At 65.7% G+C, this 20,631-nt stretch carries 25 protein-coding genes; 7 read left to right on the top strand and 18 right to left on the bottom strand.

Annotated elements, in window-relative coordinates; translation table 11 throughout:
- Positions 1-325 precede the first annotated feature (325 nt).
- Positions 326-1,996 (top strand): MFS transporter, encoded by a 1,671-nt coding sequence (locus QW881_RS26885; protein WP_315757584.1) that lies wholly within the window; start codon positions 326-328, stop codon positions 1,994-1,996.
- Between the two features lie 108 nt (positions 1,997-2,104).
- On the opposite strand, the gene QW881_RS26880 is transcribed toward QW881_RS26885, so the two are convergent.
- The 3 genes from QW881_RS26880 to QW881_RS26870 all read right to left on the bottom strand — a co-directional run bounded on the left by QW881_RS26880 (position 2,105) and on the right by QW881_RS26870 (position 3,889).
- Positions 2,105-2,572: a secondary thiamine-phosphate synthase enzyme YjbQ gene (locus QW881_RS26880; protein ID WP_315757585.1), complete on the bottom strand. Its 468-nt coding sequence runs from the start codon at positions 2,570-2,572 to the stop codon at positions 2,105-2,107.
- 24 nt (positions 2,573-2,596) lie between these two features.
- Positions 2,597-3,163 carry a hypothetical protein gene (locus tag QW881_RS26875; protein ID WP_315757586.1) on the bottom strand — a complete coding sequence of 189 codons (567 nt, stop codon included), beginning with the start codon at positions 3,161-3,163 and terminating at the stop codon, positions 2,597-2,599.
- A gap of 102 nt (positions 3,164-3,265) precedes the next feature.
- Positions 3,266-3,889, bottom strand: a complete 624-nt coding sequence (locus QW881_RS26870; protein WP_316158938.1) for a 2-hydroxychromene-2-carboxylate isomerase — start codon at positions 3,887-3,889, stop codon at positions 3,266-3,268.
- A 286-nt stretch (positions 3,890-4,175) separates the two neighbouring features.
- On the opposite strand from QW881_RS26870, the gene QW881_RS26865 reads away from it, so the two are divergent.
- The 5 genes from QW881_RS26865 to QW881_RS26845 all read left to right on the top strand — a co-directional run bounded on the left by QW881_RS26865 (position 4,176) and on the right by QW881_RS26845 (position 6,718).
- Complete coding sequence (locus tag QW881_RS26865; RefSeq protein ID WP_315735912.1) at positions 4,176-4,553, top strand: AtpZ/AtpI family protein; 378 nt, start codon at positions 4,176-4,178, stop codon at positions 4,551-4,553.
- A 73-nt stretch (positions 4,554-4,626) separates the two neighbouring features.
- The gene (locus QW881_RS26860; RefSeq protein WP_315735910.1) at positions 4,627-5,370 is read left to right on the top strand and encodes a F0F1 ATP synthase subunit A; all 744 of its coding nucleotides are present in this window, start codon (positions 4,627-4,629) and stop codon (positions 5,368-5,370) included.
- 40 nt (positions 5,371-5,410) lie between these two features.
- A complete protein-coding gene (locus QW881_RS26855; RefSeq protein ID WP_006615622.1) occupies positions 5,411-5,638 on the top strand; it encodes a F0F1 ATP synthase subunit C in 228 nt (75 codons plus the stop codon).
- 28 nt (positions 5,639-5,666) lie between these two features.
- Positions 5,667-6,227 (top strand): F0F1 ATP synthase subunit B', encoded by a 561-nt coding sequence (locus QW881_RS26850; protein WP_315757588.1) that lies wholly within the window; start codon positions 5,667-5,669, stop codon positions 6,225-6,227.
- Positions 6,227-6,718 (top strand): ATP F0F1 synthase subunit B, encoded by a 492-nt coding sequence (locus QW881_RS26845; RefSeq protein ID WP_315757589.1) that lies wholly within the window; start codon positions 6,227-6,229, stop codon positions 6,716-6,718. Before QW881_RS26850 ends, QW881_RS26845 begins: the two co-directional genes overlap by 1 nt.
- 122 nt (positions 6,719-6,840) lie before the next feature.
- Here the strand turns inward: QW881_RS26845 and QW881_RS26840 are convergent, their stop codons facing one another.
- The 15 genes from QW881_RS26840 to coxB form a co-directional block, all read right to left on the bottom strand.
- A complete protein-coding gene (locus tag QW881_RS26840) occupies positions 6,841-7,458 on the bottom strand; it encodes a hypothetical protein (RefSeq protein ID WP_315757679.1) in 618 nt (205 codons plus the stop codon).
- A gap of 142 nt (positions 7,459-7,600) precedes the next feature.
- Positions 7,601-8,188 (bottom strand): GNAT family protein, encoded by a 588-nt coding sequence (locus tag QW881_RS26835; RefSeq protein WP_315735904.1) that lies wholly within the window; start codon positions 8,186-8,188, stop codon positions 7,601-7,603.
- A 114-nt stretch (positions 8,189-8,302) separates the two neighbouring features.
- Positions 8,303-9,592, bottom strand: coding sequence for a pitrilysin family protein (locus QW881_RS26830; protein WP_315735902.1), 1,290 nt, complete (start codon positions 9,590-9,592; stop codon positions 8,303-8,305).
- Complete coding sequence (gene thrC / locus QW881_RS26825; protein ID WP_315757590.1) at positions 9,592-11,007, bottom strand: threonine synthase; 1,416 nt, start codon at positions 11,005-11,007, stop codon at positions 9,592-9,594. Before thrC ends, QW881_RS26830 begins: the two co-directional genes overlap by 1 nt.
- A gap of 277 nt (positions 11,008-11,284) precedes the next feature.
- Positions 11,285-11,479, bottom strand: coding sequence for a hypothetical protein (locus QW881_RS26820; RefSeq protein WP_315757591.1), 195 nt, complete (start codon positions 11,477-11,479; stop codon positions 11,285-11,287).
- A 65-nt stretch (positions 11,480-11,544) separates the two neighbouring features.
- Positions 11,545-12,018, bottom strand: a complete 474-nt coding sequence (locus tag QW881_RS26815; RefSeq protein WP_315757680.1) for a carboxymuconolactone decarboxylase family protein — start codon at positions 12,016-12,018, stop codon at positions 11,545-11,547.
- A complete protein-coding gene (locus QW881_RS26810) occupies positions 11,903-12,382 on the bottom strand; it encodes a MerR family transcriptional regulator (RefSeq protein ID WP_315757592.1) in 480 nt (159 codons plus the stop codon). The genes QW881_RS26815 and QW881_RS26810 overlap by 116 nt, the downstream gene beginning before the upstream one ends.
- A 141-nt stretch (positions 12,383-12,523) precedes the next feature.
- Positions 12,524-13,300: an SURF1 family protein gene (locus tag QW881_RS26805; RefSeq protein WP_316158937.1), complete on the bottom strand. Its 777-nt coding sequence runs from the start codon at positions 13,298-13,300 to the stop codon at positions 12,524-12,526.
- A gap of 190 nt (positions 13,301-13,490) precedes the next feature.
- Complete coding sequence (locus QW881_RS26800; protein WP_315735883.1) at positions 13,491-13,880, bottom strand: DUF983 domain-containing protein; 390 nt, start codon at positions 13,878-13,880, stop codon at positions 13,491-13,493.
- A 166-nt stretch (positions 13,881-14,046) separates the two neighbouring features.
- A complete protein-coding gene (locus tag QW881_RS26795) occupies positions 14,047-14,904 on the bottom strand; it encodes a cytochrome c oxidase subunit 3 (RefSeq protein WP_315757594.1) in 858 nt (285 codons plus the stop codon).
- 87 nt (positions 14,905-14,991) lie between these two features.
- On the bottom strand, positions 14,992-15,627 hold the full coding sequence (locus QW881_RS26790; RefSeq protein WP_315757595.1) for a cytochrome c oxidase assembly protein: 636 nt from the start codon (positions 15,625-15,627) through the stop codon (positions 14,992-14,994).
- A gap of 34 nt (positions 15,628-15,661) precedes the next feature.
- On the bottom strand, positions 15,662-15,838 hold the full coding sequence (locus QW881_RS26785; RefSeq protein ID WP_315735877.1) for a CoxF protein: 177 nt from the start codon (positions 15,836-15,838) through the stop codon (positions 15,662-15,664).
- 7 nt (positions 15,839-15,845) lie between these two features.
- Positions 15,846-16,784, bottom strand: coding sequence for a heme o synthase (locus QW881_RS26780; protein ID WP_315757596.1), 939 nt, complete (start codon positions 16,782-16,784; stop codon positions 15,846-15,848).
- Positions 16,785-16,942: 158 nt separating this feature from the next.
- Positions 16,943-18,556 (bottom strand): cytochrome c oxidase subunit I, encoded by a 1,614-nt coding sequence (gene ctaD, locus QW881_RS26775; protein ID WP_315735873.1) that lies wholly within the window; start codon positions 18,554-18,556, stop codon positions 16,943-16,945.
- Between the two features lie 69 nt (positions 18,557-18,625).
- The gene (gene coxB, locus QW881_RS26770; protein ID WP_315757597.1) at positions 18,626-19,462 is read right to left on the bottom strand and encodes a cytochrome c oxidase subunit II; all 837 of its coding nucleotides are present in this window, start codon (positions 19,460-19,462) and stop codon (positions 18,626-18,628) included.
- Positions 19,463-19,944: 482 nt separating this feature from the next.
- Between coxB and QW881_RS26765 the strand changes: the two genes are divergently transcribed.
- A complete protein-coding gene (locus QW881_RS26765) occupies positions 19,945-20,574 on the top strand; it encodes an invasion associated locus B family protein (RefSeq protein WP_315757598.1) in 630 nt (209 codons plus the stop codon).
- The last annotated feature ends 57 nt before the right edge of the window (positions 20,575-20,631 follow it).

The raw sequence follows: 20,631 nt of genomic DNA, 5'->3' as shown, positions 1-20,631 counted from the left end.
ACGACATGCTGCAACTGCACGCGCCCGGTTTTCCGGAAATACTCGCCCGGCCACCGGTTGCATGCAAGCGTCCAATTCCACTTGCAGGGAAGGCGGTTAATCCGAACCTTGTGCAACGCAACATCGGTAACGCGACGGCCGCTCACCGAACTTGATCCGCCGCAATGTCCCCATCTTTCCCGCGCGCCGCAGAGGGCAGAGCCGAAAGTCGTATTGGGGCGGGTTTCACTGCAATGTTACTGAAGGCCAAGGTCTCCGCGACCTGCGCCGTCCAAGTCCGGCATGCGGAGGCGAAAGCCATCATCACAACAATCATGGGGAGCGAATGCCGATGTCGACAATGGTAGCCACACAAGCGAGATCGGGAGGCATGACGAAGGACGAACGCTTCGTCATTCTGGCTTCCTCTCTCGGCACCGTGTTCGAGTGGTACGACTTCTATCTCTACGGATCGCTGGCCTCGATCATCGGCGCGCAGTTCTTCAGCGCCTACCCGCCGGCCACCCGCGACATCTTCGCGCTGCTGGCCTTCGCCGCCGGCTTCCTGGTTCGCCCGTTCGGCGCCATCGTGTTCGGCCGCATCGGCGACATCGTCGGCCGCAAATACACCTTCCTGGTCACGATCCTGATCATGGGTCTGTCGACCTTCATCGTCGGCATCCTGCCGAACGCCGAGACCATCGGCTTCGCAGCACCGGTGATCCTGATCGGTCTGCGCCTGCTGCAGGGCCTCGCGCTCGGCGGTGAGTATGGCGGTGCGGCCACCTACGTCGCCGAGCATGCGCCGATGGGCAAGCGCGGCTACTACACCTCCTTCATCCAGACCACGGCGACGATGGGCCTGTTCCTGTCGCTGCTGGTCATCCTGTTCACCCGCACCATCATCGGCGAGGCCGACTTCGCCAAATGGGGCTGGCGCGTTCCGTTCCTGGTGTCCGTGCTGCTGCTCGGCGTCTCCGTCTGGATCCGTCTGCGCCTCAACGAGTCGCCCGTGTTCCAGAAGATGAAGGACGAGGGCAAGAGCTCGAAGGCGCCGCTGACGGAAGCGTTCGCGAACTGGGGCAACGCCAAGATCGTGCTGCTGGCCCTGATCGGCGCCACCATGGGCCAGGGCGTGGTCTGGTATACTGGCCAGTTCTACGCGCTGTTCTTCCTGCAATCGATCCTGAAGGTCGACGGCTACACCGCCAACCTGCTGATCGCCTGGTCGCTGCTGCTCGGCACCGGCTTCTTCGTCGTGTTCGGCATGCTGTCCGACAAGATCGGCCGCAAGCCGATCATCATGGGCGGCTGCCTCATCGCGGCGCTGACCTTCTTCCCGATCTTCAAGATGATCACCACCAACGCCAACCCGGCGCTGGAGAAGGCGATCGAGGCGACGAAGGTGGAAGTGGTGGCCGATCCCGCCGGCTGCGGCGACCTGTTCAACCCGGTCGGCACCCGTGTCTTCACCGCGCCTTGCGACACCGCCCGCGCCTTCCTGGCCCAGTCCTCGGTCAAGTACTCGACCGTGTACGGTCCGGCCGGCTCCGGCGTGAAGGTTACCTTCAACGGCAAGGAAGTGCCCTACACCGACGCCAAGACCAGCAACCCGGCGCTGACGGCGGCGATCGGCGAGGCCGGCTATCCGAAGGCCGGCAACCCGGCGATCGTGAAGATGGCGCATCCGTTCGACATCTTCCGTCCGCAGGTCGCGGCGATCATCGGCCTGCTGCTGATCCTGGTGATCTTCGTCACCATGGTCTACGGCCCGATCGCGGCGATGCTGGTCGAGCTGTTCCCGACCAAGATCCGCTACACCTCGATGTCGCTGCCCTACCACATCGGCAACGGCTGGTTCGGCGGCCTGCTGCCCGCCACCGCCTTCGCAATCGTGGCTTCGACCGGCGATATCTATGCCGGCCTGTGGTACCCGATCACGTTCGCCGTGATCACCGCGGTCGTCGGCTTCATCTTCCTGCCGGAGACCAAGGACGTCGACATCCAGGCCGATTGATCACGAGGCGAGCGGCACCCCGCTTGCATCTGCTTCCAACGACGAACGGCCGCGGATCACTCCGCGGCCGTTCCGCTTTTTGCGCCAGGGATTTTCTCTTTTATGGCCTCAGGCCGCGCCGATGAACTGCAACACCACCTCGCGCCGATGCGGACGCGCGCGATGCTCGATCAGATAGAGCGCCTGCCATGTGCCGAGCATCATGCGGCCGTCCTGCACCGGCACCTGCTGCGAGACCGCGCTCAACATGGTCTTGACGTGCGCCGGCATGTCGTCGGGCCCCTCGGTGTCGTGCACCCAACCGGCATTCTCCGGCGCCAGCCGCGCCAGCGCCGTGGCGAGATCGTGCAGCACGGTGGGATCGGCATTCTCCTGGATCATCAGCGACGCCGAGGTGTGGCGAATGAACAAGGTCACCGCGCCTTCCCTGGCGGATACTTCACGCAGGAACGCCTCGACCTCGCGCGTGAGATCGGTGAAGCCGCGGCCCGAAGTCTGTACGGTCAGAGTCGAGGTTACGATCGTATTGATGACGCTCGCCGAGGGCGCGCTGCGCGACATCGATCTGGCTGGCATGCGTTCAGCCTCCTCGAAGCGGTCTCAGATCCTGCCCGAGACGTCCTTCTGCACCCGCGTCGCCATGTCGAGCAGCCGGCGCCAAGCCTGTTCGAGGAACCCCATCATGCGATCCATGTCCTGGTCGCTGGGCAGCGGGATCTCGAGCTTGCGCGTTCCATCGGAGGATTTCGATTCACCGGGCCTGTCCCCCGTCTTGGGTTCGGCTTTCTTCAACTGATCGGATTTGGGCAGCGCCTGATCTTTCGGCAGCGGCTCATCGATCTTGCCGGAGATGCTCTGGTCGCGCGACGCGAGCTGGCCCTTGAGCTTTTCATTCTCCGCCTGCAGACGGCCGATCTCGGCATCCAGCGCGGCGCGCTCATCGGGCACCGTGTAACAGGCGAAGCCCGACCCACCGCTGTTGTTGCACATCGAGACCGCACCGGTCCTCGTATCGAGCCGGATCACGCCATCCGATGTCGTCGACATCGTGTAGCGTCCCTTGTCGCCGTCAGGCGCGGTGTCCTCGACCGCAAACGCCTCTCCGCCGAGGCAGCTCAACGCCAACAGCGCGAGGAGGGGCGGCCGGTAGGGCTTCGTGAGACTCATGGCTGGCTCTCCCAGGCGCATTCGCAACCGCCGCCATGCACGCCGACATTGTGTCGCGGCCATGACGTTGCCCCAGGTGCGATCCCCTGCCACAGGCCGCACCTATGTTTCGGACGTATAGGCGGAGCGACCGGATTTCAACGCGTCCGCCAGCAGCTCGAGCCGGTCCTGCCCCCAGAAGATCTCGCCGTCCAGCACATAGGCCGGCGAGCCGAACACGTCGGCCGCGATCGCGTCCTGCCGGTTCTGCTCGTAGGCGGCCCCGACCACGTCCGTCGCCGCCTGCGTCACGAGATCGCGGCCCGGCAGTCCGGCTGCATCGGCCAAGCCCGCGATCACCTCGGCATCCGCAAGATTAAGCTGCTGCTCCCAGATCGCCGGGAAGGCGCGCTGCAGATAGGGCTCCGGATCGAGGCCGGCCTGCTGCGCCGCGACGACGACGCCGTCGGCGAGCCGGGCGTTGAAGGGCCAGTTGTTCGGCTGGATGTGGAAATCAAGACCGCGCTTGTCGCGCCACCGCTTCAACTCGACGATGCGATAGCGCTGCCGCGCCGGATGGCGCCTGGCCAGTGGAAGCCCGCCGGTCTCGGCGAAAAGGTCCACCAGCATGACCGGCTTGAGGTTGACGGTCGCGCCGTGGCTCGCGGCGATGTCGCGGAACAGCCGGTGGCCGATATAGGCCCATGGCGACTGCAGCGAGAAATAGTAGTCGATCTGGCGCGCCATGAGGGTTCCCGTGTTGGCTGGAGCTCAGCGAGAGCTGATCAGAGGGTCCTGACGGGTGCAAGATCGCAGCCGCACACAACACTGTTGATGCGGCGCGGTGACACGCGCGACCGATCTGACGAAAAAGCCGAGAAAACGTGTAAATTCAGGCATCTAACAGTTCAACACGCAATCTTGACTTGGGGGGATGCGGTCAGTATGGTCCGCCCGGCTTTAAAGGGCGATGGGGCGCTAATTCCTGAAACTCGCGGCACCGGGTCGGGTCTCCACACGTGGCGGATGGCACATGGCGGATGACACGAACGAGAGCAGCGGACACAAGGATCGCGACAAGTCGCCCGATGAGGTTGCGCTTTCCGCAAGGCTCGGAAGTCTCGACCAACGGTTGTCCGAAATTCGCGACGGCCGAAAGATCGGGGCTGATCAACCTGGAAACGGCAGCGGTGACACTGCAGCCCGGGCTTCGGCCATGGCGCGTGGCCTGCGACTGTCGTCCGAGTTGATCGCCGGTGTCCTCGTCGGCGCGTTGCTTGGCTGGGGCTTCGACCGCTTGCTGTCGACATCGCCCTTCGGATTCATCGTGTTTTTCCTGCTCGGCTTTGCCGCCGGCGTGTTGAACGTGGTGAGATCCGCAGGCATAGCTCCCGACAGGCCCCGCCAGTGAGATCAGCGCGGAAGATCGTCGAGTGAATTGCAAAGCGCCGGCGTGGCCGGTGAACAACTGAGACGCCACGCGGATGATCGATCCGATCCACCAATTCCATCTCAACAAGATCTTCACGATCGGCCACATCGGCAATCAGGAGATCACCTTCACCAACTCGTCCGCGTATATGCTGCTCGCGGTCGTGCTGATCGCCGTCATGATGATGGCCGCCGGGCGAGCGCTCGTGCCGGGCCGGTTCCAGTCGGTGGTCGAGCTGTCCTACGAATTCGTCGCCAACACCATCAGAACCAGCGCCGGCTCGCACGGCATGACGTTCTTCCCGCTGGTGTTCTCGTTGTTCATGTTCATCTTCGTCTCGAACATCGTCGGCATCATCCCCTACACCTTCACCGTCTCCAGCCACATCATCGTCACCTTCTCGCTGGCGCTCTTGGTGTTCCTGACGGTCATCATCTACGGCTTCTACAAGAACGGCCTGAAGTTCTTTAAGCTGTTCGTGCCGTCCGGCATCCCCGCGGTGATCCTGCCGCTGGTGGTCGTGATCGAAATCATCTCCTTCTTCTCCCGCCCGATCTCGCACAGCGTCCGTCTGTTCGCCAACATGCTGGCCGGCCACGTCACGCTGAAGGTGTTCGCGAGCTTCGTGACCATGCTCGGCGCGCTCGGCTTCGTCGGCAAGGTTGGCGCGTTGCTGCCGCTCGGCCTCACGGTCGCGCTGACCGGCCTTGAGCTGATGGTCGCGTTCCTCCAGGCCTACGTCTTCACGATCCTCACCTGCATCTATCTCAACGATGCTATCCATCCGGGCCACTGATCCGGCCCTCTCTACCAAACCCCTCAAAGGAGTTCGTTTCATGGATCCGGTTGCAGCGAAGTACATTGGCGCGGGCATTGCCTGCATCGGCATGGGTGGCGCGGGTGCCGGCATCGGCATCATCTTCGGCAACTATCTGTCGGCCGCTCTGCGCAATCCGTCGGCTGCCCAGGGCCAGTTCGGCAACCTGATTTTCGGCTTCGCGGTGACCGAAGCGCTCGGCATCTTCTCGCTGCTGATCGCGCTGCTCCTGCTGTACGCCGTCTAAGACGGCCTGAGCCGGACAGGAGAAGCCCGTGGCTGAAAGTCATGGCGAGGCCAAGGGCACCGCAAGCGCCCATACTGAGGCCGATGGCGGGCATGGTTTCCCTCCCTTCCAGAAGGAAACCTTTCCCTCCCAGATCGTCTCCCTGGTGATCGCCTTCGTGGCGCTGTACGTGATTGTCTCGCGTGTGGCGCTGCCGAAGGTCGGGGCCGTCATCGACGCCCGCCAGAAGTCGATCGACGGCGATCTGGCTGAAGCGCAGCGGCTGAAGGATGAATCCGAAGCCGCGATGAAGGCGTATGAAAGCGAGCTGGCGACGGCTCGTGCCCGTGCCCAGGCAATCGGAGCCGAGACCCGCGAGAAGCTCGCGGCTTCTTCGGACGCCGAGCGCAAGGCGCTGGAAGACAGCCTCGCTGCCAAGCTTGCGGCGGCTGAGAAGTCCATCGCCACCACGCGCACGACCGCAATGACCAATGTCCGCGGCATCGCCGCAGACGCAGCCAGCGCGATCGTGAAGCAGCTCACCGGCAAGGCCCCTGCGGCCAAGACGGTCGAGGCTGCGGTCGATGCATCGTTGAAGGGAACAGCCTGATGCATTTGCTTGCTGATCCGGAAACCTGGGTTGCGATTGCCTTCGTGATCCTGATGGGCCTGTTCGCCTATCTCGGTGTCCACCGCACGGTCCTGAAGGCGCTCGACAATCGCTCCGAGCGCATCAGGAACGAGTTGGCGGAGGCCAAGCGGCTCAAGGAAGAGGCGGCCAAGGTGCTCGCCGACTACAAGACCCGCCGCGCCAGTGCCGAACGTGAGGCCGAGGAGATCATCGCCAGCGCCAAGGCGGAAGCCGAGCGCATCGCGGCCGAGGCCAAGGCCAAGATGGAAGACTTCGTCGCCCGTCGCACCAAGGCCGCCGAGGGCAAGATCGCCCTCGCCGAGGCCCAGGCTCTCGCCGACGTCAGGTCCGCTGCGGCGGAGGCCGCCGTCCAGGCCGCCGCGACCGTGCTGTCGCAGTCGGTCAAGGGCGCTCTTGGCGAAGACCTCGTCGCCAAAGGCATCGCGGAAGTCGGCCGCAAGCTGAACTGAGCGGCAGTCCATCTGATCCAGTATTTTCAAAAGGCCGGGGCGATTTCATCGCGCCGGCCTTTTGCGTTGAAGGCCATCAGCCCCGGACATGCCGAGCGCGGCCTCGCCGTCGTTCACCCGCCTCACCTCCGCTTCTTGCCGTGCGGCCGCTCCGGGGTCAGGGCCTGCGGGTCGAAGCCGATGTAGAAGACGTAATTGTCGGCATTGGCGCCGGGCGGCGGGACCGGATAGACCATGTCCTCGGCGACGATCGTGAACGGCACGCTGCCGTCCTCGGTCATCTGCACCGTGGTGCGATACGACTTGGTCGCGATCACCTTCTCGCCGATGCCGCCCTGGACCACGGCGATGCGCATGGGAATGTCGACGCTCGCCGGCGCGCCCGCGGGGCCGGCAACGATGCGGCCCTGGATGCCGATCTTGGCGGTGATTTCGGCCCCGTTGAGATTGCATTCGCGCGCGGTCTTCGTGATCGACGCCTGGAACCGGACGTCATTGCCGACCGCCTGCTTGCCGGGCGCGGCCACGGCATAGGTCGAGGCACCGGCGCGAATGCTGACCGGCGGACAGGTCAGGCCCTCGGTCGGATCGGCCGGCGGTCCGCCGCCGGCCGGCAAGTTCTCCTGTCCCTTGTTGTCGGAGCCGCCGCCGAACAGGCTCTTGAAGCGGTCGGTCAGCGATTGGGCGGCCGCCGGCGGCGCCGCGCCCGCGGCTCCCAAGGCCAGCAGCACGGCTGCCAACGTCCCAACCCTGATCACGCTCGTCTCTCGCATCGTCTGATATCCTCGGCAACTCGGTCGCCCAGCCCAGGCGTCTATACCCAATTCAGAGGCCGGAACCAGCCCCGATCGGCCTCTCCCGCGGCCATCCCGATCACGATTGCTACCCCCGGAAATCCTCGTGCAACAGGCCATAGAGGTAATGGTCCTGCCAGACCCCGTTGATGCACAGGTAGCGACGCGCCAGGCCCTCGCGGGTGAAGCCGCATTTCTCCAGCACGCGAATCGACGGCGTATTGGTCGGGATGCAGGCCGCCTCGACCCGGTGCAGATTGAGCTCGCCGAACAAGGTCGGCAGCAGCAGCCGCAGCGCCGCCGTCATGTAGCCATGATGCGCGAACGGCTGCCCCATCCAGTAGCCGATGGTGCCGGCCTGGACGATGCCGCGGCGGACATTGGCGAGCGTGATGCCGCCGAGCATGGCGCCATCCTGCTCACGGAAGAGGATGAACGGATAGGAGCGGTCGGCCGAGATATCCTCGGCATAGCGGCGCAGCCGGCGGCGGAAGCCGGAGCGCGTCAGGTCGTCGGACGGCCAGATCGGCTCCCAGGGCGTGAGATAGTCGCGGCTGATCTCGCGCAGCCGCGCCCATTGCGCGTAATCGGCCATCTGCGGCGCGCGCAGCAGCAGGCCCTGGCCGCGCGGAGCCAGCGCAGCCGGTCCGTTGGATGGCAAGCGAAACAGGGCCATCTGTGATGCTCCCCCTGCTCTTTCCGGGTCGAAGCCTGCTCCGACCCACCCCAGATCTCCGGCGCCGAGTCCTGGCGGAATTCAATGCGAAGACCGCACCGAGCCGCACCACGTTCAGTGCAGTTGGGCCTTCGATCTCGAACCGGTCAGACCTTCGGCGAAAGTTACCGCTGTGTCCAGACCCCTGCCGGTGCCGAGCGCGACGACGGCCGGCTTGCTGCGTGCGAGCAGCGCCCGCGCCGCATCGCGCGTGCTCTCGACGCTGACCGCCTCGATCTTGGCGACCATCTCCTGCAAGGTCTGCGGCCGTCCATAGGCCAGGATATGCCGCGCCAATTGCTCGGCTCGGGCACTGCAGCTCTCCAGCGCCATCAGCAGCCCGGCCTTCATCTGCGCCTTGGCGCGGGCGACCTCGGCCTCGCTCAAGGTCTCCACCGCATTGCCGATGATGTCGACCACGACCTCCATCATCTCGGGCGCGTCGGCCGGATCTGTCCCGGTGTAGAGGCCGAAGAAGCCGGTGTCGCTATAGGGCGCGTGGAACGTATAGACGGAGTAGCAGAGCCCCCGGTTCTCGCGCACCTCCTGGAACAGCCGGGACGACATGCCGCCGCCCAGGATGTTGGTGAACACCTGCAGCGAGAACAGCGACGGATCGGCCTGCGGCACGCCCTCGAGCGCAAGCGTGAGATGCGCCTGCTCGAGATCGCGGTGCACGACGCGCGAGCCGCCCTTGCCGAATGTCGCCGGCAGCGGCTTCGGCGCCGGGCCGCCATTGAAGCTGGCAAATCGCTTCGTCACATCCTCGACCACCCGCTGATGATCGACGGCGCCGGCCGCCGCGACCACCATGTCGGGTCCGCGATAATGCGTCGACAGATAGCCGTGCAGCTTGTCGCGATCGAACGCCTCCAGCGTCTTGGCGGTGCCGAGCAGCGAGCGGCCCATCGGCTGGTCCGGAAAGCACAGCTCATTGAGATGCTCGAACACGACGTCATCGGGCGTGTCCTGTGCCGCGCCGATTTCCTGTACGATCACGTTCTTCTCGCGCTCCAGCTCCTCCGGCACGAACGACGGATTGGCGAGAATGTCGGAGAGCACATCGAGCGCCATCGGCACGTCCGCCTTCAGCACGCGGGCGTAATAGGCCGTGGTCTCGGTCGAGGTGCCGGCATTGAGATCGCCGCCGACCGCCTCGACCGTCTCGACGATCTCGCGGGCGCTGCGCGTCGTCGTGCCCTTGAATGCCATATGCTCGAGCAGATGCGAGATGCCGTGCTCATCCGGCTTCTCGTCGCGGCCGCCGACGCCGGCCCAGACCCCGAGCGCCGCCGTCTCCAGATGCGGCATCGTGTCGGTGACGACCGTCAACCCCGTCGGCAGCTTGGTGACTTCCACACCCATCATGCAATTCCCTGCTTGGCGGCCCGGCTGACCGAGCGGATGAACTTCTCCACCTCGGCCTGGTCGTTCCGCATGATCCTGATGTCCTCGCGCTTGCTCATCAGCCCTTCGAGCCACGACGGCAGATGCGGCCGCATCCCGCAGGCGGCCTCGACCGCATCAGGGAATTTGGCGGGATGTGCGGTCGACAGAACGATGTTCGGCACCGTCAGATCCGTGCCGTCGCGATCGGCCACGGCCAGCGCCACCGCCGTGTGCGGATCGACGAGATCGCCGGCCTCGCGGAACGCAGCGCGGATCGCCGCCGCCGTCTCGGTCTCGTCGGCGCGGCCGGCATCGAAATCGGCGCGGATCGCCGCCAGCATCGCATCCGGCAACACGAAGCGGCCGGACTGTTTGAGGCTCTCCATCAGCCGCCGCACCGTGCCGGCGTCGCGGCCGCCGGCCTCGAACAACAGCCGCTCGAAATTCGACGACACCTGGATGTCCATCGAGGGTGAAGCCGTCGCATGCACCTCGCGCACCTCGTAGATGCCGGTGGTCAGCGTCCGGGCGAGGATGTCGTTGACGTTGGTCGCGACGCGCAACGTGCGCACCGGCAGGCCCATGCGCTTGGCGACATAGCCGGCGAAGATGTCGCCGAAATTGCCGGTGGGCACGGTGAAGTCGACGGCGCGGTGCGGCGCGCCGATCGCGACCGCCGAGGTGAAGTAGTAGACCACCTGGGCGACGACGCGCGCCCAGTTGATCGAGTTGACGCCCGACAGCCTGACCGAATCGCGGAAGCCGTGATGGTTGAAAAGGCCCTTCACGATCGCCTGGCAGTCGTCGAAATGACCTTCGATCGCCAGCGCATGCACGTTGGCCGCACCCGACGTCGTCATCATCCGCCGCTGCACCTCGGAGATGCGGCCATGCGGGAACAGCACGATGAGATCGGCATTGTCGCGGCCGGCGAAAGCCTCGACCGCGGCGCCGCCGGTGTCGCCGGAGGTCGCGACGACGATGGTGGTACGCTCGCCGCGCTTGGCGAGCACGTGGTCCATCAGCCGCGAGATCAGCTGCATCGCCACGTCCTTGAACGCCAAGGTCGGGCCGTGGAACAGCTCCAGCACGAACTGATGCGGCGCGATCTGGTCGAGCGGCACCACGGCCGGGTGGCGGAAGGTGGCATAGGCCTCGTTGGCCATGCGGCCGAGCTCTTCGTCGGAAATCTCGCCGGCGACGAACGGCTTGATGACCTCGACGGCGACCTCCCAATAGGGCCGGCCGAAGAACGAGGCGATGGTGTCGGCCGAGAGCTGCGGCCAGGTCTCGGGCACGTACAGGCCGCCGTCGCGGGCGAGCCCGGTCAGCATCACGTCGCAGAAGGTGAGCGCGGGGGCTTCCCCGCGGGTCGAAACATAGCGCGTCAAACCGCTCTCCTGACCTGCGTCACCAGGCCATAACCCGTTGATTGAATTCGAAATCGGAACCGCCTGGCGGCAACATGGTCCGGCACCATAATGGTTTTGGCCCGTGCGCGAAACCGGTTGTTGGCACAGCAATGGTCGCGGCTCCGGGTTACGGCGGCGTTACGGACGCCGGCGCGGGAGCGCAGCGCATGGTGGCGCTCTGAACCAGCCTCCCGCTCCGCCGTCATCGCCCGGTTCAATGCGTTCGGTAGAAACGTTGACGATCGTCGTCTGCCGGCTATCTGCGCGAGCTCGCCTGGGCAGCCGAGGGGCCGATCGTGATCCGCCAGGGCGAGGACATGGGCGTGCCCTGCTGCCTGCAGGTCGATCTCGACAGATTGACCGGCGCGCCGGTGAAGGTCTCGGGGAGCGTGCGGTCGATCGAGGCCAAGCCGTAGCCCGCAACCGTGGCGCGCATGAGCGACAGCGACATGCGGGGTCGGCACCGGTCCCGCATGTCGCGTTGCTCATGCGGGCTACGAGTGACCCGGCGGCCGCTCAGAGCTGTGCGGCCTCCGCGCCCTTCGCATCGGCCTCGGCGAACACGGCCTTGGCCGCAAACAGGCCGTTGAGCGCGGCGGGAAAGCCGGCATAGACCGCCATCTGCATGATCACCTCGGTGATCTCGTCGCGGCTGAGGCCGACATTGAGGCCCGCATGAATATGAACCTTGAGCTGAGGGGTGGCATTGCCGAGCGCGGTCAAGGACGCGATGGTCGCGATCTCGCGGCTGCGCAGATCGAGGCCGGGGCGTGAATAGATGTCGCCGAACGGAAACTCGATCACGTAGGTCGCAAAATCCGGCGCGATGTCGGCGAGCGCCGCGATCACATTGTGGCCGGCCTCGCCGTCGATGCTATCGAGCGCGCGCCGGCCGCGCGCCAGCCGATCCTGATTGCCGGTCGCGCCGGCTTGCGGGCTGGACGGCGTCGGGTTCGTCGTCGTGGATCGGCTGGGCGTTGATGGCGTCATGATCGTTCGTCCTCTTGCTGGTGCCGGCATAGCCGGCGATCTTGCCGTCGAGAACGAGAAGGCAGTCCTGCAAGCTGGCGACGCGCGCCCGGACCACGTCGCGATGCCGCTCCAGGAGCTGGCGCCGCTCGGGCTCGGTGGCGACGCCGCGCGCCCGCAACTCGGCATAGCGCAGCATGTCCCGGATCGGCATTCCCGTAGCCTTCATCCGGCCGAGGAATTCGATCCAGGTCAGGATCGATGCGTCGTAGTCCCGCTGCCGCTGACGATCGCGATCGGCCCTGGGCAGCAGCCCGATCCGCTCATAGTAGCGGATCGTATGGGGCGTCAGCCCCGACTGCCTGGCCAGCTCGCCGATCTTCATGCGCTCCCGTCTCCATTCACGACGCCCGGCAGGCTACGGGTTCGAGCGCACTCTAAGTCAAGCGCCGTTTTGCGGGGGGCGCAGCGCGCATGAGCGGCTGCGACCTGCGGGGTCAGCACCGGTTCCGCATGTCGCTGTCGCTCATGCGCGCTGCGGGGGGCATCGATCCGCCGCGCGCCGTCCCCTCGCCCACACCGCAAACGCGATGATCAGCGCCGCGGCGAGCGAGAACCAGGTGATCGCGTATTGCATGTGCTCGTCGCGCAGATGCGGCGACAACGGGCCGGGCTTGGGGATGCCGTTGTCCGGCACCGGGGTCTCGAGGTCGATGTAGAACGGTGCGACCTCGCCCCAGCCGAGCGCCTTGGCCATCGCCAGATGATCGCGCGTGAACCACAGCCGCTTGCCGCGGTTTTCGGCGGCGGTGAGCACGCCTGCAGCCTCGGGGAAACGCAGATAGCCGGTCAGGGTGAGCGGCTCGGCGGTGACCAGCTTGGCGGTGGCGCGGTCCTGTACCGCGCGTTCCTGCATCGTGTTGGCGACGAAGCCGGCGTCGATCACGACGGTCTCGCCAGACGGCAGGCGCGCGGGGAGGAACGCCCAGGTGCCCGGCCCGGAGACGTCCTCCCGCACGGCCGAGCCGGCGCTGTAGACCATGGCATCCGGCAGTCTGGTGTAGGTGGCGGTGAAGCTGACGCGGCGAAATTCGTCGCGCTCCGGCGTCAGCGTGCGCCATTCCGTCTGTGGCGGCAGCGGCGCGGGCGCAGCGGCGACGCGATCGGTGAGCGCGGCGATCAGCGCATGCTTCGCTGCCCGGCGCTGCAACTGCCAGACGCCGAGGCCGATGAACAGTGCGACCATGACGAGGGTGAAGGCGGCAAAGGCGCGAGATGAGGTGTTGGGGCGGGTCGAGGTCATCGTTGCAGGGCCGCCAACGACAGGCTGCGCGCTCTGCCGACGCAGACGGTGCGCTCCCCTCCCCCTCGCGGGGAGGGGTTGGGGGTGGGGGTAGCCCCACAAAGACTGCCGCCGGAGCTCCCCCCCTCCCCACCCCTCCCCCACAAGGGGGGAGGGAGCGCACCACGCCGGCGGCGATCAGTTAAGTCCCTCATCGCGGCGTTTTGTCCACCAAACGGCCGGGCGCGGCCTTGTGGTGGAATTGCAGGGCGATCAGCAGCGACTTCATCGCGCGCAGCGGCAGCAGCGTCGTCACCAGGATCAGCGGTCCCCATAGCGCGGCATGGACCCAGAACGGCGGCTGATACTTCACCTCGACGATCAGGGCGGCGCCGACCACGATGGCGCCGGCGAGCATCATGATGAAGATCGCCGGACCGTCGCCGGTGTCGATGAAGGCGTAGTCGAGATCGCAGGCTTCGCAACGCTTGCGCAGGTTAAGGAAGCCGTCGAACAGCTTGCCCCGGCCGCAGCGCGGGCAGCGGCAGGCGAGCCCGCGCAGGACGGTCTGGGCCAAAGTGACGGGCGGATGGGTGGTCATGGTGTCTTGCCCCCTGGGCGGCCGGGCGACGCCTCATGGTGATACAACCGGAGGCGACGAGAGCGGATCACATTTCGATCAACCGCCGGGCGCCGCCGCAACGAGAAAGGGCGGCCCGACGGCCGCCCCTTCTTAGCACGTTCGGCGGAACCGGTACGCGCCAGCTTCAGTGCGCGCCGTGGGCCATCGCCTCGGCGCCGTGGCCCCAGACGTAGATGCAGATGAACAGGAACAGCCAGACCACGTCGACGAAGTGCCAGTACCAGGCCGCGAACTCGAAGCCGAGATGCTGCTTGGGCGTGAAGTGGCCGGCATAGGCGCGCGCCAGGCAGACGATCAGGAAGATCGTGCCGACCAGGACGTGGAAGCCGTGGAAGCCGGTCGCCATGAAGAAGGTCGAGCCGTAGATGTGGCCGGCGAACGAGAACGTCGCGTGGCTGTACTCATAGGCCTGCACGCAGGTGAAGGTGGCGCCCAAGAGGATGGTGAGGATCAGGCCGTATTTCAGCCCCTTGCGGTCGCCCTCGAGCAGCGCGTGGTGTGCCCAAGTCACCGTGGTGCCCGAAGTCAGCAGGATCAGCGTATTGAGCAGCGGCAGATGCCAGGGATCGAAGGTCTCGATGCCCTTTGGCGGCCAGACGCCGCCGAACAGGGCGTCGCGGGTGGCCTGCACCTCGAAGTTCGGATACAGCGCGGCATTGAAATAGGCCCAGAACCAGGCGACGAAGAACATCACCTCGGAGGCGATGAACAGGATCATACCGTAGCGGTGATGGAGCTGCACCACGCGGGTGTGATCGCCCTTGTACTGCGCTTCCTTGATGACGTCGCCCCACCAGCTCGCCATGGTGTAGAGCACGCCGATGGTGCCGATGCCGAACACGACCGGCGCGGCTCCGAACATCTTGTGCATCCAGCCGATCGCGCCGAACGCCATGATGAAGGCCGAGACCGAGCCGACGAACGGCCAGGGGCTCGGGTCGACGAGATGGTAGTCGTGATGCTTGGCGTGCGCCTCAGCCATGTCAGGTCTCTCCCCAGATCGATGCCGGTCGCGCCGGCACGGTGTCGTTCAACAGCAATGGTCCCCGGACATCGGACGTCCGCGCGGTCACAGGTTGCCCCGCGGTTTGTCCGGCTCGCCCGCGGCGACCGGCTTGGGCTCGGCGTCGCGGACGGGATAGAAGGTGTAGGACAGCGTGATCGTCTTCAGCCCGTCATTCTCGTGATCGGCCGCGATCGCCGGATCGACGTAGAACACGACAGGCATCTCACGGGTCTCGCCCGGGGCCATGGTCTGTTCGGTGAAGCAGAAGCAGTTGATCTTCTGGAAATAGGCGCCCGACGTCAGCGGCGTCACGTTGTAGGCCGCCTGCGCCATGGTGGTGCGCGCCGCCTGGTTGGTGACCTTGTAGTAGACCGTGACCACCTCGCCGATCGCGACCTCGATCTCGGTCTTCTCCGGCTCGAACTTCCACGGCAGCCCGCCGGCGACATTGGCATCGAAACGGATGCCGATCCGGCGCGCCAGCGGCGCCGACGACGGCGCCGCGGTCGCGACCTGCGTGGTGCCGTTGAAGCCAGTGGCGCGGCAGAACCAGTTGTAGAACGGCACGGCCGCATAGGACGCGCCGACCATCAGCACCACGACGGCGCCGCAGATGCCGCCGACCAGCGCATCGCGGCCGAGGCCGCGGCGCGGCGCGGCCGGCGCTGTCGCCGGAACGATCTGGTCGGTTGTCTCCATTGCGGTCTGCTTCGCCCTGTCCTGCATCGCGTCTCTACATCGGCCGATTCAGCACCGCGGGACCCTTCACCATGGTCACCGCGAAGAACAGCACCACCAGCACGCCGAGCGCGAGCGCAATCGCGATCGAGCGGCGACGGCGGCTGCGCAGCTGCGCCTCGGTGAGGACGATGCCCTCTTGCTCGTTCGGATCTGCCATCGTGATCGCCATGCGCCTCTTACCAGATCAGCGGCGCGATCATGCGCGCGACCGCTTCGAGCCCGAGCGTCGCGAACAGTGCGAACAGGTAAAGGATCGAGAAGGCGAACAGCCTGCGGTTGGCGCGCAACGAGGTGCTGCGCTCGCGCTTGCGGAACACCTCGATCGCGAGCCATAGCATGCCGGCGCCGAGCGCCAGCGAGACGACGCCGTAGACGGCATCGAAATAGCCGAGCGGCCAGGGCGCCAGCGCGACCGCCACCAGCACGATCGTGTAGAGCAGGATCTGCAGCCGGGTCGCATCGGGGCCGGCGACCACCGGCAGCATCGGCACGCCGGCGCGGGCGTAATCGTCGCTGCGGAACAGCGCCAGCGCCCAGAAATGCGGCGGGGTCCAGAAGAAGATGATCAGGAACAGCCAGAGCGGCTCCGGCGCGATCGATCCCGTGGCCGACACCCAGGCGACCACCGGCGGCAGGGCGCCGGCGGCGCCGCCAATGACGATGTTCTGCGCGGTCCAGCGCTTCAGCCACAGCGTGTAGATGACGACGTAGAAGAAGACGGTGAAGGCGAGCAGCGCGCCGGCGAACCAGTTGACGAGGATGCCGAGCGTCAGCACCGAGAAGAACGACAGCGTGATGCCGAAGGCCAGCGCCTCCTGGCGGGTGATGCGGCCGCGCGGGATCGGACGGTTGGCGGTGCGTGACATCAGCGCGTCGATGTCGCCTTCCAGCGCCATGTTCAGCGCCCCGGAGGCGCCGGCGCCGACGGCGATGCACAGCAGCGAGGTGATGGCGAGAACCGGATGGAAATGGCCGGGCGCGATCAGCAGGCCGATCAGCGCCGTGAAGACCACGAGCGACATCACCCGCGGCTTCAAGAGCGCGAGGTAGTCGCCGACATCGGCCTCGGAAATCCGCGGGCCGACGGCAATGGCGTTCTGATCGATGATCGACACGACGAATCCAGACTTCAATTCACAGGCTTCAATTCAAACGGCTCTGACGCAGGGCCCGCCAGAACCTCGATTCAAGACTCCATCCGGCAAACCATCGGGCGCACCACCGGCGGATATCGACGCGGCGCCGGATGGGCGCCGCGTCGGAGAGATCAGGCTCACTGCACCTTCGGCAGCACCTCGAACTGGTGGAACGGCGGCGGCGAGGACAGGGTCCATTCCAACGTCGTCGCGCCCGGTCCCCACGGATTGTTCGCCGCCTGCTGCTTGCGCATGAAGGCGTCGACGACCCCGTAGATGAAGATCAGCACGCCGAAGGCCGAGATGTAGGAGCCGATCGACGACACCAGATTCCAGCCGGCATAGGCGTCGGGATAGTCGATGTAGCGGCGCGGCATGCCCGACAGGCCGAGGAAGTGCTGCGGGAAGAACACCAGGTTCACGCCGACGAAGGTGACCCAGAAGTGCGCCTTGGCGATGGTCTCGTTATACATGTAGCCGAACATCTTCGGGAACCAGTAGTACCAGCCCGCGAAGATGGCGAACACGGCGCCGAGCGACAGCACGTAGTGGAAGTGCGCGACGACGTAATAGGTGTCCTGCAGCACGCGGTCGACGCCGGCATTCGCCAGCACGACGCCGGTGACGCCGCCGACCGTGAACAGGAAGATGAAGCCCACCGCCCACAGCATCGGCGCGCGGAATTCGATCGAGCCGCCCCACATCGTGGCGATCCAGGAGAAGATCTTCACGCCGGTGGGCACCGCGATCACCATGGTGGCGGCGACGAAATAGGCCTGCGTCGCCGAGGACATGCCGACCGTGTACATGTGGTGCGCCCACACCACGAAGCCGATGCCGCCGATCGCGACCATGGCGTAGGCCATGCCGAGATAGCCGAACACGGGCTTGCGCGAGAAGGTCGACACGATCTGGCTGATCATGCCGAAGCCGGGCAGGATCAGGATGTACACTTCCGGATGGCCGAAGAACCAGAACAGGTGCTGGAACAGCAGCGGGTCGCCGCCGCCGGCCGGATCGAAGAAGGTGGTGCCGAAATTGCGGTCGGTCAGCATCATGGTGATGGCGCCGGCGAGCACCGGCAGCGACAGCAGCAGCAGGAACACCGTCACCAGGATCGACCACACGAACAGCGGCATCTTGTGCAGGGTCATGCCCGGCGCACGCATGTTGAAGATGGTGGTGATGAAGTTGATCGAGCCGAGGATCGACGACGCACCGGCGAGATGCAGCGACAGGATCGCGAAATCCACCGCCGGTCCCGGATGACCTGAGGTCGACAGCGGCACATACATCGTCCAGCCGGCGCCGACGCCGTTGGCGCCGGGCTCGCCCTCGACGAAGGTCGAGGTCAGCAGCAGCGCGAACGAGGCCGGCAGCAGCCAGAACGAGATGTTGTTCATGCGCGGGAACGCCATGTCCGGCGCGCCGATCATCAGCGGCACCATCCAGTTGCCGAAGCCGCCGATCATCGCCGGCATGACCATGAAGAAGATCATGATCAGGCCGTGCGAGGTCACGAACACGTTGTAGGTGTGGTTCTCGTGAAAGAACTGCACGCCCGGATACATCAGCTCGATGCGGATCGCGACCGACATGACGAGGCCGATGATGCCGGCGCACACCGCGAAGATCAGATACATCGTGCCGATGTCTTTGTGGTTGGTCGAATAGATCCAGCGGCGCCATCCGGTCGGATGGTCGTGCGCGTGATCGTCATGGCCGGTCAGGGTCGTCGCGTTCGTCGCCATTGTCCAATCCTCAGTGTCCCCGTAGGCCGCGCGAGGCGGCCCTCAATCCTAAGCGCTCGTCCCCGCGCGCTACTGCGATATGCCCGCAGCCGACGCGTAGGTGCTGGTGGGCGCGCTGGCGTACTTCTTCTTGGCGTCCTCGACCCAGGCGGTGAATTCCTGGTCGCTCACGACGCGCACCGCGATCGGCATGTAGGCGTGATCCTTGCCGCACAGCTCGGAGCACTGGCCGTAATACATGCCGACCTTGGTCGCCTTGAACCAGGTCTCGTTGAGGCGGCCGGGAATGGCGTCGATCTTGATGCCGAAGGACGGCACGGCGAAGGAGTGGATGACGTCGGCGCCGGTGGTCTGGACGCGAATCACCTTGTTGACCGGCACGACCATCTCATTGTCGACCGCCAGCAGGCGCGGCTTCTTGTCCTGCGCCATCAGCGAGTCGAACTCGAACTTGCCGTTGTCGGGATAGGCGTAGCTCCAGTACCACTGCTTGCCGGTCGCCTTGATCGTGAGGTCCGCCTTCGGCACGTCGAGCTCGAGGAACAAGAGGCGGAACGACGGCACCGCAATGGTGACGAGGATCAGCACCGGGATCAGCGTCCACGCCACTTCGAGCAGCGTGTTGTGCGTGGTCCGCGACGGCACCGGATTTGCGCGCGCGTTGAACTTGACCACCACAGCGATCAGCAGCGCCAGCACGAACAGCGTGATGATGGTGATGATCGTCAGCAGCAGGCCGTGGAACCAGGTGATGTTCTCCATCACCGGCGTCGCAGCCTCCTGCAGCTTGACTTCCCATGGCGCCGGCTGCCCCGTTTCAGCAAACGCCGCTCCACCCGACACGAGCGTCATGCCCGTTACAGCCAACCCCAGCAAGGCGCTCAATTGGCCTCTCGACATCTTCATGCCGTCGCGCTCCCTTCAGAACTTTCCCCCTCAGCGCACCGCCCGCTTCACGCGGCGGCGCGCCGTTCGATCCGCTCTCCTGACAAATGGCCTTCGGGCGGATGCATAGAAAAGCACCTGGGCCAGTTCACTGGAATGACGAAATCTTTCTTCTCAAACCATAATTCTTGATCTATCGCAATGCAGTCTTGCGCCGGATATCGCGCGCCGCGCTGTTCGTCGCGACAGGCGTATTTTCCGGGAGATTGCCGCATGCCGTGATTTCGCGGGCAACGGGCGCTTGACAGGCGTGCGGCGCGATGTAGGCAAACGGGACACGGCCGTTTGCGAGGCTGATTCGGCGAGGCGCTGCGGCAGCGCCCCCACCGGGGTGCGGCCATATTTGGTATCGTTTCGTGCCGTACGCCGGTGACGCTGTCCTCAAGACGCCATCATTGCCGTATCATGGCGTCGGACGCGCAGATCACCCACAGGAAATTGTCATGGCACCGACCCGGATCAGGGTTTCAACGGACAGGACAGCTGACATGTCGACCCCAGCTGCGAATGACTCGCGCCGTTTGTACCGATTCAGCGCGGTGCGTGCGCGACTCACGCGTGTCGCCGCAATGACCTCCGCCGCAGCAACGGCGATCGCGCTGATGGCCGCGACGGTGGTCGGCGTGCCGCACGCGGCGTTGGCACAGGGCGCGGTGCGCTCGGTGCATGGCGACTGGCAGATCCGCTGCGACACGCCGCCCGGCGCGCAGAGCGAGCAGTGCGCGCTGATCCAGAGCGTCGTGGCCGAGGACCGCTCCAATGCCGGCCTCACCGTGATCATGCTGAAGACCGCCGACCAGAAGAGCCGGCTGATGCGCGTGGTGGCGCCGCTCGGCGTGCTGCTGCCCTCCGGCCTCGGCCTGAAGCTCGACAACCAGGACGTCGGCCGCGCCGGCTTCGTGCGCTGCCTGCCCAATGGCTGCGTCGCCGAGGTGGTGCTGGAGGACAAGCTGCTCGGCCAGCTCAAGACGGCGAAGACCGCGACCTTCATCATCTTCGAGACGCCGGAGGAAGGGATCGGCTTCCCGCTGAGCCTCAACGGACTCGCCGAAGGCTTCGACAAGCTGCCCTGACGTTGGCCACGATTGACAGGCCCTCCCGCGCACGATGCCGTGATCGAGCCGTGAGTT

This window comes from Bradyrhizobium sp. SZCCHNS3016 (assembly GCF_032484535.1).
Taxonomy (GTDB): domain Bacteria; phylum Pseudomonadota; class Alphaproteobacteria; order Rhizobiales; family Xanthobacteraceae; genus Bradyrhizobium.
Note: the sequence above shows the minus strand (reverse complement) of the source record. Positions and strands in the feature narration are given on the sequence as shown.

Bases quoted from the DNA above. Each gene is read 5' to 3' on its own strand.
- QW881_RS26885 (WP_315757584.1), top strand. From the start codon at position 326: ATGCCGATGTCGACAATGGTAGCCACACAAGCGAGATCGGGAGGCATG.
- QW881_RS26880 (WP_315757585.1), bottom strand. From the start codon at position 2,572: ATGCCAGCCAGATCGATGTCGCGCAGCGCGCCCTCGGCGAGCGTCATC.
- QW881_RS26875 (WP_315757586.1), bottom strand. From the start codon at position 3,163: ATGAGTCTCACGAAGCCCTACCGGCCGCCCCTCCTCGCGCTGTTGGCG.
- QW881_RS26870 (WP_316158938.1), bottom strand. From the start codon at position 3,889: ATGGCGCGCCAGATCGACTACTATTTCTCGCTGCAGTCGCCATGGGCC.
- QW881_RS26865 (WP_315735912.1), top strand. From the start codon at position 4,176: ATGGCGGATGACACGAACGAGAGCAGCGGACACAAGGATCGCGACAAG.
- QW881_RS26860 (WP_315735910.1), top strand. From the start codon at position 4,627: ATGATCGATCCGATCCACCAATTCCATCTCAACAAGATCTTCACGATC.
- QW881_RS26855 (WP_006615622.1), top strand. From the start codon at position 5,411: ATGGATCCGGTTGCAGCGAAGTACATTGGCGCGGGCATTGCCTGCATC.
- QW881_RS26845 (WP_315757589.1), top strand. From the start codon at position 6,227: ATGCATTTGCTTGCTGATCCGGAAACCTGGGTTGCGATTGCCTTCGTG.
- QW881_RS26835 (WP_315735904.1), bottom strand. From the start codon at position 8,188: ATGGCCCTGTTTCGCTTGCCATCCAACGGACCGGCTGCGCTGGCTCCG.
- QW881_RS26830 (WP_315735902.1), bottom strand. From the start codon at position 9,592: ATGGGTGTGGAAGTCACCAAGCTGCCGACGGGGTTGACGGTCGTCACC.
- QW881_RS26820 (WP_315757591.1), bottom strand. From the start codon at position 11,479: ATGTCGCTGTCGCTCATGCGCGCCACGGTTGCGGGCTACGGCTTGGCC.
- QW881_RS26815 (WP_315757680.1), bottom strand. From the start codon at position 12,018: ATGACGCCATCAACGCCCAGCCGATCCACGACGACGAACCCGACGCCG.
- QW881_RS26810 (WP_315757592.1), bottom strand. From the start codon at position 12,382: ATGAAGATCGGCGAGCTGGCCAGGCAGTCGGGGCTGACGCCCCATACG.
- QW881_RS26805 (WP_316158937.1), bottom strand. From the start codon at position 13,300: ATGACCTCGACCCGCCCCAACACCTCATCTCGCGCCTTTGCCGCCTTC.
- QW881_RS26800 (WP_315735883.1), bottom strand. From the start codon at position 13,880: ATGACCACCCATCCGCCCGTCACTTTGGCCCAGACCGTCCTGCGCGGG.
- QW881_RS26795 (WP_315757594.1), bottom strand. From the start codon at position 14,904: ATGGCTGAGGCGCACGCCAAGCATCACGACTACCATCTCGTCGACCCG.
- QW881_RS26790 (WP_315757595.1), bottom strand. From the start codon at position 15,627: ATGGAGACAACCGACCAGATCGTTCCGGCGACAGCGCCGGCCGCGCCG.
- QW881_RS26785 (WP_315735877.1), bottom strand. From the start codon at position 15,838: ATGGCGATCACGATGGCAGATCCGAACGAGCAAGAGGGCATCGTCCTC.
- ctaD (WP_315735873.1), bottom strand. From the start codon at position 18,556: ATGGCGACGAACGCGACGACCCTGACCGGCCATGACGATCACGCGCAC.
- coxB (WP_315757597.1), bottom strand. From the start codon at position 19,462: ATGAAGATGTCGAGAGGCCAATTGAGCGCCTTGCTGGGGTTGGCTGTA.
- QW881_RS26765 (WP_315757598.1), top strand. From the start codon at position 19,945: ATGGCACCGACCCGGATCAGGGTTTCAACGGACAGGACAGCTGACATG.